The following is a 14,849-nucleotide window of genomic DNA, read 5'->3' on the forward strand; positions in this document are numbered from 1 at the left end:
GGAGGGAAAGATGCCGCGCCGCAAAGATATCTGGAGATGCGGTATCATCGACCGGCCAGTGGAGCAGGTGTTGAGCCAGGGGCTGGCGGATCAGCCGGTGCATTGGCTGGCGGAAGAACCCCGTTTTCATTTCCTGGCCGATCCCTTTCCCTGGCGCCAGGACGGGTATCTTCACCTTTTTGCCGAAGCCTATGATTATAACAGCCGGCATGGCACCATCGACCTGCTGACCCTGGATGCGGATTTCAGGCTGCTGGAGCGGCGGCCCTGTCTGGCGGAATCCTGGCATCTTTCCTACCCCACCGTGTTCGCGGCCGACGGCGCTGTCTGGATGCTGCCGGAGGCGCACCGCTCCGGCAGCCTGTATCTCTATCGAATGCGCGACGGCTTGCATGATTGGGTGCGGGAAGCAGAGATCGGGCTGGACCGGGTGCCGGTGGATGCCACCCCGCTTTATCATCAGGGGCGCTGGTGGCTGTTCTATTCCCCGGCCGACCGGCGGGAAACCCGCATGGGGCATCTGCATGTCGCCTGGGCGGAACGTATCACCGGCCCCTGGCATCCGCATCCAGGTAACCCGGTGCGCATCGACATGGCCTCAGCCCGCCCCGGCGGGACGGCGGTGCAGATCGACGGGCGGATCATGCTGCCGACACAGGATTGCAGCCGCACCTATGGGGGCGCCCTGCGCCCGCTCTGGATCGACCGGTTGGATGAGACAGGCTTCACGGCCACAGCAGGCGCGCCGCTGGATGTGCCGGCCTCGGCCGGGCGCTACCGGGAGGGGTTTCACACGTTGAGCAGCGGGGGCGGGGTGACCCTGATCGACGTGAAATATATCGACCGTTCGCTGGCCGGCCTCTGGCTGGAACTCAGGCGCCGGTTCCGCTGATCCGTTGCATGATGGCCTGACCGGCCGCGTTGAAGCGGATGAGGGAGAAGCGGTCCAGGATATGCGCCCGTGCGGCGCTGCCCATGGCGTGCAGCCGCCCCGGTTCGGCCAGCAGCCGGCCCAGCCGGTCGGCCAGGGCCGGCACATCGCGCGGCGGCACCGTGTGACCGGTAATGCCTTCCTGAATGCTGAAGGGGATTTCCCCCACGGCCGATGCCAGCACGGGCAGGCCCGCCACCATGGCTTCATGGGCGGCGATACAGAAGCCCTCCGACCGGGAGGGTTGCAGGTAAAGATGCAGGCCAGCCAGAAATTGTTGCGGCCGGTCGACATAGCCGGGCAGCACGATATCTGCCACCCCGCCCTGCGCTGCCAGGGCGGCCAGTCTTTCCCGTTCATCGCCTTCGCCGGCCAGGGTCAGGCGGATGGGGCAGGGTGGGGTGAAGCCCTGCTGGCGCAGCAGGGCCATGGCTTCGATCAAGCTGTCATAGCCCTTCACCGGATGCAGCCGACCCAGGCTGCCCAATTCCAGCGTCTGTCCCGGCTGCCAGGGGGGGGCGACGGGTTGGGCCGGATCGGCGGCAAAGATCGGCCAGGTCATCAGCCGGTCTTCGCCCACCGCCAGCCGCTGCCGCGTCAAGGCGGAGACGGAGGCGGAATCACCCACCCACAATGTCGCCCGCGATTGCAACAGCCGCATCAAGCGGCGGTTCCAGGGTTTCAGAAAGGCCGCGTGCTGCCAGCAGATGACGGGCAGACCCAGATGGGGCCCCAGCAGCAGGCCCAGAATGGTGGCGCGGCTGAGCGAGGTCCAGAGATGCGTCGCCCCCCAGGCCTGCACCTCCCGGTGCAACCAGCGCAGCGCCTGCCCATGGTCGCCCGTGCCGCCGTCACGCACCAGCGGGTCCAGCCCGGCCGCCTGCATCGGCGGCAGGGCGCGGCCATCCCGGCGGGTCAGGGCGAAGACGCGCACGCTGGCCCCGGCATCGCGCATCACCTTTGTAACGGCGGGCACGGGCAGGGCGGCGCCGCCGCCTTCCACGGAATTGATGATATAGGCGATGCGGGGGGCGGTGCTCATGCCTGCGCACTCCGTTTCCAGGCCAGAATCAGCAGCAGCAGGCTAGCGGTAGCGGCCTGTCCGATGGCCTGGAAACCGGCCCCGTCCAGCCCCTGCAGGTTCAGCAGCACCGGCAGGATGGGCAGGAACAGCAGGCTGGCCGTCAGGTTGGCCGACATGGACCAGCCGGGCCGCCCCAGCGCCGTCAGCGCGGCCGTGGCCGGCGGCCCGGCCAGGGCCAGCGCACGGGCCAGCACCAGCACCACCATCAGCCCGGCCGCCCCGGCAAATTCCGGCCCGGCGATCAGCCGGACGATTTGCGGCGCGAACAGCCAGACCAGGGCGATGATGGGCAGGCTGGCCGCCAGCGCGATGCCGGTGACGCGCAGCACCGTGTGGCGTAGGGCGCTGCCCCCCTGTCCGCTGGCCACCATGCGGGCCATCTCCGGATAAGCAGTGTTGCCCAATATCTGCGCCGGCTGGGCGATCAGCACGGTGGCCCGCTGCGCCACGGAGAACAGGCCCGCCGCCGTCGGCCCCAGCACCCAGCCGACGATCAACGGGGCCGCCCGCCCGGCCAGCTCGCTCAAGGTGACATCGGCATTGCTGGCCAGCAGAAAGCGCCAGATGCCCGGATTATCGGCCACGGCATTGCCCGGCTCCGGGTGGCGCAGATCCCGCCCCAGATGCTGATGCGCGAACCACAGGCCCAGGGCCCAGAGCACGGCGAATTCCGCCAGTGCCGCCAGCAGCCAGGCCACCAGGAAACCGGTCAGCCCCCAGCCGGCAAAGGCCGCCAGACCCGCACCGGTCAGCCGCACCAGCGGCTGGACCAGATTATGCAGCCCCAGCAGATCGAACCGGTTGATCAATTGCAGATATCCGGCCGGCGTGGAGCGGACGGAGCCCAGCACGGCCAGACTGTAAGGCAGGGAGAGCACCAGCGCCGTTTCCGGCCAGCCCAGCCGGGGGCCGATCAACGGCGCGCAGATGGCCGCCGTCAGGATGGCGGCCAGCCCGCCCAGCAATTCCACCCGCGCACCAAAGCGCAGCAGCCGGGCCAGCCGGTGGGTCGCCTCATCACGCCGTGCCTCCGCCCCATAGCGGACAACGGCCTGCCAGGCGGGAAATTCCACAATGCCGCAGACGGTGGTGACATAGCCATGGATCAGCACCAGCACGCCATAATCATGCGGTCCCAGGGCGCGGGTGGCGATGACCAGATAGGCCAGACTGATCAGCCCCGCCCCGGCCTTGCCCCCCAGCACCAGCCCCAGCCCGCCGAAAATACGCCGCAGCGTGCCCTGCGGCGCCCCACCCTGGTTCACGTCCAATTCTTCTCTCGCAAAGCGGCGGCAAAGGCGCGGCGGTGTTCCAGTCTGCGCCACAGGAATTCGTAAAAGAACCAGTCCATCCGGGACCGGGGCAGGAAGCGATAAAGCAAACGTTCGAACCTTGTCCAGCTGACACAGCGCCTGTCGGCCCGTCGGGTGGACGGGTGGCAGTAATGGCCGGCATCATAAAGCGAAATGCCCAGCCGGTGAACACGATGGATGATCTCGTGATCTTCCAGCACGAAGGGCCAGCGCTGCGTGTCAAAGCCGCCAGCCTGCCGCAAGGCATCGGTACGGAAGGCCTGGGCATAGCCCCCGGCATGACAGCGGTCACGGTTCCGGCGGGCCTTGCCAAGGACGCGATTCATCCGCCTTTTGGCCGCCGCGCTGTCGGCGGCATCGTAAAGATCAATCGCCATGACCGCCGTTGCATCGGCATGGGCGGCGAACAGTTTCAGGCAATTGGCGATATAGCAGGGCGGGTAATGGGTATCGGCATCGCAAATGGCCACATAGGGGGTGGTGACCAGTGACAGGCCGGCGCTCAGGGCATTGGTTTTCCCCGGAATGGCCACCGGGACGATGCGGGACATGCCCGCTTCCCAGCGGGCCAGATGTCGCTCTGCCTCCGCCCGACCACCATCGGTGGAGGCATTGTCCAATAAAATCAGATGGAAACGCTGATCATGCTGCGCGATGAGGCTGTCGATGGTCGCCCCGATCCAACCTTCTTCATTGAAGAAGGGCAGCAGGATCGTGATCAGCGCGCTCATGCAATAGCGCCGGATGACTGATCGGCCAACCGCATCAGAACCTCTGCCGCCCGACGGGAGGAGGGGCGATCATCCAGATCGAAACTGCGGGCAAACATCTGCTGCTGTACAGGCAGATACTCGCCCGCATGGCTTTCCAGGGCCTGTTTCAGCCCCGCCGCCAGTTGCGCCGGACTGTCGATCACCGGGCCGGCCTGCCAGTGGGTGTAATTGGTGTCACGGCGCCAATCCACGCCCTGGCTGTTCAGGAACAGGCAGGGGCGTGGCCGCAGCAGGAATTCATAAATCTGGCTGCTGACATCCCCCAGATAGAGATCGGCCATCAATGTGTAACTCATATCCGTGCAGGCACGGCTGCCCAGATCGATATGGATGTTGGGCGACTTCAGATAGCGTTCATCGATGCGGCCCGGCCGATCCAGCCGCAGTTTGTCGATGGTCATCACGAACTTGCGTTCGAACAGCATGACATGGGGGGCGAAGATCAGTTGGTAATCATCGTTCCCGACAAAGAAATCCAGTACCTGCCGCCCATGTTTGAACCAGGAGGACAGATGGGCGGAACAATGCGGATTGTAGAACACCACCGGCTTGGCGTTCTGCACCGGAAACCGGGTGACGCTGGGGTTGAGCGTGTCGAATTTCGGGTAACCGACAATGCTGATCCGTTCCGCCGGAACGCCCGCCTCCGCGATCAGCCGTTCCTTGATCTTGGGGCCTGAGCAGAGCACATGGTCGAAACCGGCACTGGCCTTGTCAAAGCCGATGGCCCGGTCGCCGGCCCCATGGCGGGTATGGACGATTTTCAGATTGGTCAGCCCATAGTGCTTCTTCAGCACCAGGGAGGTCTTTTCCGCCACCACCATAATGTCCAGGCTGCGGAAGAAATCCAGATTATCGCCATAGATCAAAAGCTTGCGGGAAGGTATGGCGAATTCCAGCAGGCGCGACAGGGTCTGGGATTTTCCCTTCAGCTCCAGCGCCACATGCTGGATGCTGCGCCCGATCCGGTCACCGCCCAGGCGCAGAACCTCCCGCTTCATCCGTTCCGTTGTGGTGGCAACAATGATCTCACCGGCGAAACCAGCATCGGCCAGCGCAATGGCGATAGGAAGGCTATGGGCGACCTGATGAATTTGGTCATGGTTGAAAAGAAAGCCGATACGCATCGTGATTCTCTGACCGGGTATTTCAATGTGATTGCGGGCAGTTTATTCTATCGGAGAAAAAATTCCTAAGAACAGCACCGCCTTCAATATCCATTGCGCCGCCGGACTTTATATCGCGCCCTTCGTAAAAGTCACCCCCTCTTTTGGCGGCGAAAAAATGCCCCTGATTGGAAACAATTCATAATATCGGCGGGAGAAAAGAGGGGCCGGCATGGCGGCCCCTTGTGACCCTTTTCCCGATTATTTCCAGGTCGCTTCTCCCCCCAGCGCCTTGTAGAGGACGACGGCGTTGACGATATTTTCGGCCTGCAGGGCGAGCAGAGCCTGTTGGGTCATCTGCAGCTGCCGCTGGGCCTCCAACAGTTCCAGCCGGCCTTCCAGCCCGGCCTTGTAACGGGCGTCGGCCATTGCCACGCCGCGTTTCACCTCGGCCACGGTGCGCTGCTGGGCATCAATCTGGGCGTCCAGCGTGGCGCTGCCCGCCAGCCCGTCGGCAACCTCCCGGAAGGCGGTCTGGATCGCCTTTTCATATTGGGCGACGGCTTCGTTGCGCCGCACCTTTGCCACGTCCAATTCACCTTCCAGGCGGCCGCCATTGAAAATCGGCAGGGCCAGCCGGGGGGCGAAGCTCCAGGTATTGTTCGTGGGGCTGAAAAGGGACCCCAGCGCGGGGGAGGTGAAACCGACGGCGGCCGTCAAGGACAGGCGGGGGAAGAAGGCGGCCCGGGCGGCCGCAACATCGGCATTGCTGGCCTGCAACACCTGTTCGGCCTGCCGGATATCCGGCCGGTTCAGCAGCAGGTCAGAGGGAAGACCGGCCGGCAGCCGGGTCACCACCGGGTTCTGGTCCAGCGCCAGGGCGGGGGGCAGGTCCGCCGGCAGGTCGGCACCGACGATCAGGCGCAGCGCATTGTCGGCGCGCAGCACGGCCCGTTCACGCCCGCGCAGATCCGCTTCGGTGGCGGAGACCTGGGCCTGAGCGCGGATCACATCCACCTCGTTCCCGGTGCCGCTGCGCCAGCGTGCGCTGGCCAGTTCCGCCGATTGCCGCCAGTCAGCCAGGATGTTTTCCATCAGCGCCCGCTGTTCAACGGCCAGCCGCTGGGCAAAATAGCTCTCGGCCACAGCCCCGATCAGCGTGGCCCGCGCCGCGCGATAGCCTTCCTCGCTGGCCAGATAGCGGGCGGCGGCGGCCTCCGTCATGGCGCGGACGCGACCGAACAGATCAATCTCGAACGCATTCAGATTAATGCTCAGATTGTTCTGCAGGATCATCTCCGGCTTGCCCTTGCGCTGCACCCTGGTGCGTTCCACGTTGGACGAGGTCTGGAGGTCGATATCGGGTTGGGTTGCGGCATTCTGGATGTTGTTCTGTGCCCGCGCCGTTTCAACATTCAGCAGGGCCAGCCGCAGGTCACGGTTATTCTCCAGGGCCAGATCAATGACCCGCAGCAGGCGCGGGTCGCGGAACATCTCCTCCCGTGTCAGCCGTCGGGCTTCGCCGGCCTCATCGGGTGTCAGCGCCGGGGTGAAGGCGGCGGGGATCGGCGGCTCCGGCTTTTCCAGCGGGGCCACGGTCTTGCAGGCGGAGACGGTCAGCATCAGGGCGACCAGGATGGGCAGGCGCATGGGATCGGTCCTTGGACCAGGGAACGGGGTCACCGGCCGTCCGGTGACCCTGGATCGGGTCTGCCGGGTGGCCGGTCTGAAGGGGCAGGTCATACCAAGTTGCGATGAGCGGAACGCATCGCAACTTGGTACGGCGGCGACCGCCGCCGCGCGGCACGTGCCGCGTGAAGCCAAGCCAACGGATGTTGGCGCCGGCGATTGAGGGCCATGATCAGAACCGATCGGTTCTGATCATGGTAACAGAGTATCAGAGCAGGCGACGCAGCCGGGGCACCAGCCAGTCCTCCGCATCACGCACGTAATCGAACAGGACCGGGACGAAGATCAGGCTGAGCGCGGTGGAGGAGATCAGCCCCCCGATCACCGCAATCGCCATGGGCTCACGAAACGCCGTGTCCAGGCCGATACCCAGCGCGATGGGCAGCATCCCGGCCAGCATGGCCAACGAGGTCATGATGATCGGCCGGGCCCGGACAGTGCAGGATTCGACAATGGCCTGCCGACGGTCGACCCCGTTGCGGATACGCTCCACCATATAATCCACCAGCAGGATGGAGTTCTTGTCGGCAATACCCATCAACATCAGGATGCCGATGGCGGCTGACATGTTGAGATCGGTGTTGGTCAGCAACAGGGCCAGGAAAGCACCCCCGATGGAAAGCGGCAGCGCCGCCATCCGGGTCAGCGGCTGGATCCAGTCCTTGTAGAGCAGAACCTGGATGACATAGACCAGCATCAACCCGGCGGCGATGGCTTCCAGGAAACGGTTGAACAGGTCGGTCATCTCCTCCCCATCGCCGCCATTGCGGACATCGACGCTGCGGGGAAGGTTCTCCATGGCCGGCAGATCATGGATCATTTCCAGCGCATCCCCCAGCGACAGCCCATCCACATTGGCTTCCACCGCGATCTTACGGCGCCGGTCATAGCGTTCGATGCTGGCGGGCCCCGCCCCGAACCGGATGCTGGCGACCGCGGAAAGCGGCACCGACCCGCCACCGGCTGTGGGAACCCGCAGCTCGCGCACCGTCTCCAGCGTCGTTTCCGGTGCGGCTGCCAGCCGGACGCGGACAACCAGCTGGCGGCCGTCATGGTTGAACTTGGCCAGGTTGGCGTCGGTATCGCCGATAGTGGCGATATTCACGGCATCGCTGAGTGCCTGAACGCTGATGCCCAGTTGAGCCGCCTTGGCGAAATCGGGCGTGATGACGATTTCCGGCTGTGACACCGGGGCGGTGCTGCCAACCGAATTGATGCCGTCAATCCCGCGCATTCCGCGTTCAACGGCCTTGGCCGTCCGCTCCAGGGCCTGCGTATCCTCGCTGGTCAGGATGATGCTGATATCCTTGCCACCGGAGGAATTGGAGAAGCGGGCGCGGACATCCGGCACCACCGACAGGGCCGGCAGGACGAGCGCTTCAAATTCACGCTGGCTGACATCGCGTTCCTTGGGTGGGGACAGTTTGATCTGCAGGTTGGCAACATTCACCCCCTGCTCCCCGCCGGCATTGGTCAGCACATACAGCGTTTCCGGCCGTTCGCGCAGGATGTCGGCCATACGCTGCGCGGTGGCATCGGTCTGGGCCAGGGTGGAACCGCGCGGCAGTTCGATGGTCAGCGTTGACTGGGAATAATCCTCATAGGGCAGATAGCCGGTGGACAGCAGCGGGATCATGCCGAAGGACAGGGCGACGCTGGCCGCCGCGATCAGCAAGGTCACCGCGCGATGGTCCAGCGTCCATTCCACCAGCCGGCGATAGCGTGCCCCCCAGCGCCCTTCGGCCGGGCCCTGATGGGTGGCGGGTGCGCGCAGCAGATAGGCTGCCAGCATCGGCGTCAGCAGCCGGGCCACCACCAGGGAGAAGAAGGCCGCGACGGCCACCGTCACCCCGAACTGCACGAAGAACTGACCGACCACGCCGCCCATGAAACTGACCGGCATGAAGACAGCGCAGATCACCGCCGTGGTTGCCACCACGGCCAGCCCGATCTCATCGGCGGCGATGATGGCGGCATCATAGGGCTTCTTGGTCGGATCATCCGCCATGTGGCGATGGATATTCTCAATCTCCACAATCGCATCATCCACCAGCACGCCGGTAACCAGGGAGATCGCCATCAGGCTGACAAGGTTCAGCGAATAGCCCAGGAAATAAAGCGCCAGGAAGGTGGGGATGATGGAGAGCGGAATGGTGATGGCCGCCAGCGCCGTCGACCGCCCGTCGCGCAGGAACAAAAAGACGGTCAGGATCGTCAGCACCGCCCCTTCGAAGAAGGTGTAGAGGGTGGAACTGAAGCTGGTCTGGGTGAAATCAACCAGGGAAAACAGCTCGGTGAAGGTCACGGCCTTGTTGTTGGCTGCAATATCGGCCAGCGCTTCCCGCACGGCGGCACCCACGGTCAGCTCGCTCGCCCCCTTGGCGCGGAACACCGCAAAGGTGACGGCCGGCTTGCCGTTCAGGGTGGTGATGGACCGGGGCTCGGCCCCGCCATCGGTCACCGTGGCGATCTCACCCAGGCGCACCCCCCGGCCATTGCCCAGATTGATCCAGGTCTGGCGCAGCGCCTTGACGGACTGGACCCCGCCCAGGGTACGCAGGCTGTATTCCGTGCCTTCCTGCACCAGCCGCCCGCCCGGCAGATCGATATTGGTCTGGGCCAACTGGCGGCTGATATCGGCGGCGGATACGCCGAAGGCGGCCAGCCGGGCCGGGTCCAGCGTCACCGTCACCTCATGGTTGATGCCGCCATTGCGCTGCACCTTGGCCACGCCGGGAACAGCCAGCAATCGGCGATTGACCGTGTCATCCACGAACCAGGACAGTTCCTCCGGCCGCATGGTCGGTGCTTCGACACCGAAGGAGAAGATGGCCCCGCCATCCGCCTCTTCCCGTCGCACCTGCGGTTCCAGGATGGAGCGTGGCAGCTGGTCACGGATGCTGGCCAAGGCGTCGCGCGAATCATTGGTGGCCCGGTCGTAATCCGTGCCCAGATGGAATTCGACATTGGTGATGGAGGACCCCTCGGCGATGGTGGAGGTGATGTGCTTCACCCCCGACAGCCCCGCCAGCGCGCCTTCGACGCGTCGGGTGATCTGGATTTCGATTTCGCTGGGAGAGGCTCCCGGCTGGTTGATGATGACGCTGACGACCGGCACCACGGCATTGGGCATATTGGTTACGGGAAGCTGCCGGAACGCGATCAGACCGGCGACTGTCAGCACAAGAAACAGGACGATGGGCGGAATCGGATTTCGGATGGCCCAGGTGGAAATTGGCATGGACATGGCTCAGCGTGCCTCCACCGTCTTCACGAAATCACCCGCGCGGATCAGCGTTCCCGCGCGTTGCACCACCCGCAGATCGGGCGTGACCCCTTCGACCAGGGCCATACCATCCCGTTGCAGCAGGGGCGTGACGGGATGGCGGACGACATGGTTGCTGGCATCCACCTCCCAGACAAAGGCACCCTCGCCATCGCGCTGAATGGCCGTGGCCGGTAAGGCCAGGGCCGTCACCGGGTTCAGTTCAATATCGCCATGGACGAATCCGCCCACCATCAGCCCCTGGGCGCTGGGGACGGTCACACGTACAGCGGCGGCACGGTCGGATGCATCAATGCGCGGCGATACCAGCCGCACGGACCCCAGCAGGGAACCCTGCACGCCAGGGACCGTCAGATGCACATTGCTGGCCGGCTTCACACGGTTGGCCTGGCCTTCGGGCACGCGCAGTTCGGCTTCGATTTCACCATCGCGTGCAATACGAAACAGCGGATCGGTCGCGTTGGCGATCCCCCCCACCAGGGCCCGGCGTTCGAACACCACCCCACCGGTGGGCGCGTGCACGGTGGCGCGCCGGATGGCCAGTTTGGCCTCCTCCACCTTGGCCTTCATCGTGGCCAGGGCGCTGCGCTTTTCCATGATCAGGCTTTCGCTGACAGCGCCGGTATCCTTGATGGAGAGGGTCCGCGTCGCCTCATCGCGGGCCTTGGCGTAATCCGCCTCCATCTGCGCCAGTTGCAGGCGCAGGCCTTCAGTATCCAGCACGGCCAGCGGATCGCCCTTCTTGACGTGATCGCCCACCTCGGCCGACACATCCAGAATGCGGACATTGGTAAGCTCGGCCATCACCGTGGTCTCTTCCCGCGGCACCAATGTGCCGGCAACGCCGGTATGGTCGATGATTGTCTGTGTATGGGGACTGGTCACCGTGACGCTCAGAATCTCCTTATTGGCGACTTCGGCATGGGTTTTCGTCCCCTTGTGCAGGACCAAGAAACCCAGAGAGGCTGCCCCGCCCAACAACAGAGCGGTTATTGCCAATTTACGGTACATATTCTCTGTTTGCCTCGCGATTGATGCGATGACGGCCGACTGGCGCTCGCCGGGAAAGTCTGAGAGGAGCGTTGTGTTTTAATCGAGGGTGTGTGGAGAAATGATGGAGATGGCGAAAAAGCATGATGATGCTGGATGCGCATGACGAAGCGGCGACACCCGGCCGGGGGCGGCCGGGCGAGGCGCTGATCCTTGTCACCGAAGATGAACCGGAGATTGCCGATATCCTGACCGCCTATCTGGAACGGGCAGGGCTGCGGGTGGTCCGCGCCGAGGATGGCCGGCGGGCCCTGGACCTGCATCTGACCCTGCGCCCCGATCTGGTGTTGCTGGATGTGCAGTTGCCGCGGCTGGATGGCTGGCAGGTGCTGGCCGAAATCCGCCATCGCGGCAATACCCCCGTCATCATGCTGACCGCGCTCGACCAGGATATCGACAAGCTGATGGGCTTGCGCATCGGGGCGGATGATTATGTTGTCAAGCCGTTTAACCCGGCGGAGGTGGTGGCACGCGTCCAGGCCGTGCTGCGGCGCTGTAGCGGGGAGGGTGGCGGCCGTTCCCAGCGCGTCCTGCGCTTCGGCCCCCTGCGCATCGACCTGGAAGGTCATCAAGCGCTGATCGAAACAGCCGATGGCGACAGCCTGCCCCTGGATCTGACCCTGACCGAATATCGGCTGCTGGTGCATCTGGCCCGGATGCCGAAGCGGGTCTTTACCCGCATGGAACTGCTGGAGGCCTGCCTGCCGGAAGGCGAGGCGCTGGAACGGACGGTGGACAGCCATCTGAGTAAGCTGCGCAAAAAGCTGGAGGCACAAGGTATTGCGGGCGTGCCGACAAATGTCCGGGGCGTCGGTTACCGACTGGGTGATGTATGACGCCAAGGATCGCGCCTCCAAAGGGCTCTGGCTTGCGACGTCAAATCATCCTGTCGATGGCAGCCGTCGCAACCAGTGTGGTACTGCTTGTTATCCTGGGTTCTTATGCTTTTTATGCATATTTTTATACATATTTTCCTTCCAGTATTTCCGATGACATTGTTCCCAACCCGGTAGAGATCATCTGGATGGCCAGCACCCTGCTGGCCGCGCTGATCTTGGCGACGGGCGTTGCGGTGAAACTGGCCCGGCGCATCCTGGCACCATTGAATTCCGTGGCGGCCAGCCTGCGCCGGGTGGCAGAGGGCGATCTTTCCGCCCGCGCCAGCATGGAGGGCAGCCCGATGGGGGAAGCCACGCGGCTGGTGCTGGACTTCAATAATCTGGCCGAACAGATGGAAAGCATGGCGAAGGACCGGGCTTTCTGGAACGCCGCCATCGCGCATGAGCTGCGCACGCCGGTGACGGTGCTGCGCGGCCGGCTGCAGGGCATGACCGAAGGGGTTTTCCAGCCCACACCCGCCCTGCTGGCGGGCTTGTTGAGCCAGGTGGAAGGGTTGGCCCGGCTGGTGGAGGATCTGCGCGTGCTGGGGCTGGGGGAGAGCGGACGGCTGGATATCCAGCTGGAACAATGCGATCTGGCCGCCAGCCTGCGCGATGCAGTGGGAACGCTGGAGCCCAATCTCCGCAGCGTCGGGCTGGTGCCGGTGCTGGAAATGGCGGCGGATGAGGTGGTGTGCGACCCTGTGCGCATCCGTCAGGCCCTGATGGCCCTGCTGGACAATGCCATCAATCATGCCGAATCCGGACCGCTGCATATCCGGTCCTTCCGCCGCCATGGTCTCTACCATTTGCAGGTGGAGGATGCGGGGCCGGGCATTCCGGCGGCGTTCCGGGAAAGCGTGTTTGATGCTTTTCACCGGGGCCAGAAATCCCGGTCCGGGCAGGGCAGCGGGCTGGGGCTGGCCGTGGTGCGCGCCATTGCCCGCGCCCATGGTGGCGATGTGCGCTGCCTGCCATCCGGCCAGGGCGGCACGATCTTTGACCTTACCTTGCCGGGGTGACCGTCCGCGCCGCCCGTTTCAACCGTCCTTCCGTGTCTGCCAACGCGCTGTTCGCCGCCGAAGCCCGGCTGTCGCCAGGGCCCAGCCGATGCGGGCCACGGCGCCGGTGGCGAAGATCAGCATTGCCATGGCGGCGGCCGGGGCGGTATCGCCGGCATCATCCATGGCCAGCACCGCCAAGGCTGCCAGACTTGTGTCGGGATCATAGAGAAAGACAACGGCTGATACCGTCGTCAGGGCGCTGAGGAAAAGGTAGGAGGCCATGTCCAGCACCACCGGCAGCGTCAGCGGCAGGGTGACACGGCGCAGTGTCACGGCGGGCGATACTTTCAGCGCCCGGCCGGCTTCCTCCAGCTCCGGGTCCAGCCGGCGTAGGGCGGTCATCGCGGACAGGTGTGGCACGCTGTAATAATGGGCGATGGTGCAGATCACCAGCAGTGCCAGCGTGCCCTGCAGCATCCGCAGTGGATTGTCCGGATCGGCCAGGAAAAACACATAGCCCAGCCCCAGCACCAGCCCCGGCACGGCCAGGGGCAGCAGCGCCAGCGCATGGATGCCCTGGCGCATCGCCGCCGCCGCCCGGCCCTTCACCACCAGCCAGGCACCGGGGAAAATCACCAACGTGCCGCACAGGGCGGTGAAAGCCGCCAGTTTCACGGAATTGCCATAGGCTTCCCAGCCGCTGCTGTCCGCCATGTCGAACTGATAATGCCACAGGTCCAAGGTCAGGTCATAAGGCCACAGCCTGACCAGGGAGGCGAACAGGGCCGTTACCGGGATCAGCAGCAGGCAGCCGGCCACGGCAGCGCAGAAGATCAGGAAAACGGTATCGACCGCGCGGTTGCGTTCTGCCACCAGCGCCACCGCCTTACCCCCCAAGGCGGCGCCTGGCCGCGCCGCCATTGCCCGGTCGATCAGGAAGGCCAGCAGGGCCGGCAGCAGCAGCAGCAGGGCCACCACGGCCCCGCGCTGGAAATTCTGCTGGCCGATCACCTGCCGGTAAATGTCGGTGGAGAGCAGGGGCATTTGCCCGCCAATCACCTTGGGCACGCCGAAATCGGTGATGACCATGGCAAAGACGGCGACGAAGGCAGAGATCAGACCTGGGCGTACCGATGGCAGGGTAATGGTGGCAAAGCGCCGCCATGGCCCCGCCTTTAAGGCGCGCGCCGCCTCATACAGCCGCGCGTCAGCCAGCGACAGCGCAGCGGTGAGGATCAGCAGGGCATGGGGAAAGGTCCAGAACACCTCCCCCAGCACGATCCCGATGGGGCCATAGATGCTGTGCCCGCCCAGCGCCCCCTTCAGTATGCCCTGATTACCGAACAGATAGATCAGGGCGATGCCGGGCAGCAGCGACGGCGCCAGCAAGGGCAATTGCGCGATCAGTGCGAACAGGCCGCGCCCCGGCATCCGGGTCCGCGTCAGCCCATAGGCATAAAGAAAGGCCAGGGTGACAGTGATGCCGGCGCTGACCAGCGACAGGATCAGGCTGTTGCCCAGGGCGGCCAGCAGCGACGGGTTGGCCAGATAGTCGCGCAGATTGGCCAGCCCGACAAAATGCCCCGCCCGATCATGCAGCGCCTGCGACAGCAGGGCGGCCAGCGGCAAGGCCAGGGCCAGCAGCAGGAACAGCAGGCTGGGGGTGATGGCCAGCAGTGAAATGGTCGCCCGCGTCAGCCCGGCAAGGCGGGGCCGGTATAGGGCTTGGGGCATG

At 64.8% G+C, this 14,849-nt stretch carries 11 protein-coding genes; 3 read left to right on the top strand and 8 right to left on the bottom strand.

Features of this window, described 5'->3' with window-relative positions; all coding sequences use genetic code 11:
- Positions 1–10: 10 nt before the first annotated feature.
- Positions 11–892: a formyl transferase gene (locus CHB97_RS05950; RefSeq protein WP_200819834.1), complete on the top strand. Its 882-nt coding sequence runs from the start codon at positions 11–13 to the stop codon at positions 890–892.
- Here CHB97_RS05950 and CHB97_RS05955 read toward each other — a convergent pair.
- The 7 genes from CHB97_RS05955 to CHB97_RS05985 all read right to left on the bottom strand — a co-directional run bounded on the left by CHB97_RS05955 (position 873) and on the right by CHB97_RS05985 (position 11,193).
- Positions 873–1,973 (bottom strand): glycosyltransferase family 4 protein, encoded by a 1,101-nt coding sequence (locus CHB97_RS05955; protein ID WP_089287050.1) that lies wholly within the window; start codon positions 1,971–1,973, stop codon positions 873–875. The genes CHB97_RS05950 and CHB97_RS05955 overlap by 20 nt on opposite strands.
- Positions 1,970–3,280, bottom strand: a complete 1,311-nt coding sequence (locus CHB97_RS05960; RefSeq protein ID WP_200819835.1) for a lipopolysaccharide biosynthesis protein — start codon at positions 3,278–3,280, stop codon at positions 1,970–1,972. The genes CHB97_RS05955 and CHB97_RS05960 overlap by 4 nt, the downstream gene beginning before the upstream one ends.
- A complete protein-coding gene (locus CHB97_RS05965) occupies positions 3,277–4,059 on the bottom strand; it encodes a glycosyltransferase family 2 protein (RefSeq protein WP_200819836.1) in 783 nt (260 codons plus the stop codon). The genes CHB97_RS05960 and CHB97_RS05965 overlap by 4 nt, the downstream gene beginning before the upstream one ends.
- Positions 4,056–5,228, bottom strand: coding sequence for a hypothetical protein (locus tag CHB97_RS05970; RefSeq protein ID WP_089287051.1), 1,173 nt, complete (start codon positions 5,226–5,228; stop codon positions 4,056–4,058). The genes CHB97_RS05965 and CHB97_RS05970 overlap by 4 nt, the downstream gene beginning before the upstream one ends.
- A 240-nt stretch (positions 5,229–5,468) precedes the next feature.
- Entirely contained in the window at positions 5,469–6,857 is a 1,389-nt protein-coding gene (locus tag CHB97_RS05975; RefSeq protein WP_089287052.1) for an efflux transporter outer membrane subunit, read from the bottom strand.
- Positions 6,858–7,104: 247 nt separating this feature from the next.
- Positions 7,105–10,143 carry an efflux RND transporter permease subunit gene (locus CHB97_RS05980; RefSeq protein WP_089287053.1) on the bottom strand — a complete coding sequence of 1,013 codons (3,039 nt, stop codon included), beginning with the start codon at positions 10,141–10,143 and terminating at the stop codon, positions 7,105–7,107.
- Between the two features lie 3 nt (positions 10,144–10,146).
- On the bottom strand, positions 10,147–11,193 hold the full coding sequence (locus CHB97_RS05985) for an efflux RND transporter periplasmic adaptor subunit (protein ID WP_089287054.1): 1,047 nt from the start codon (positions 11,191–11,193) through the stop codon (positions 10,147–10,149).
- Positions 11,194–11,321: 128 nt separating this feature from the next.
- Between CHB97_RS05985 and CHB97_RS05990 the strand changes: the two genes are divergently transcribed.
- A complete protein-coding gene (locus CHB97_RS05990; protein WP_200819854.1) occupies positions 11,322–12,068 on the top strand; it encodes a response regulator in 747 nt (248 codons plus the stop codon).
- Positions 12,069–12,256: 188 nt separating this feature from the next.
- On the top strand, positions 12,257–13,132 hold the full coding sequence (locus CHB97_RS05995; protein ID WP_244559423.1) for an ATP-binding protein: 876 nt from the start codon (positions 12,257–12,259) through the stop codon (positions 13,130–13,132).
- 18 nt (positions 13,133–13,150) lie between these two features.
- On the opposite strand, the gene CHB97_RS06000 is transcribed toward CHB97_RS05995, so the two are convergent.
- A complete protein-coding gene (locus CHB97_RS06000; protein ID WP_089287057.1) occupies positions 13,151–14,848 on the bottom strand; it encodes a putative 2-aminoethylphosphonate ABC transporter permease subunit in 1,698 nt (565 codons plus the stop codon).
- Position 14,849 lies beyond the last annotated feature (1 nt).

Origin of the sequence: Azospirillum sp. RU38E, from assembly GCF_900188385.1 — a bacterium.
Taxonomy (GTDB): Bacteria; Pseudomonadota; Alphaproteobacteria; order Azospirillales; family Azospirillaceae; genus Niveispirillum.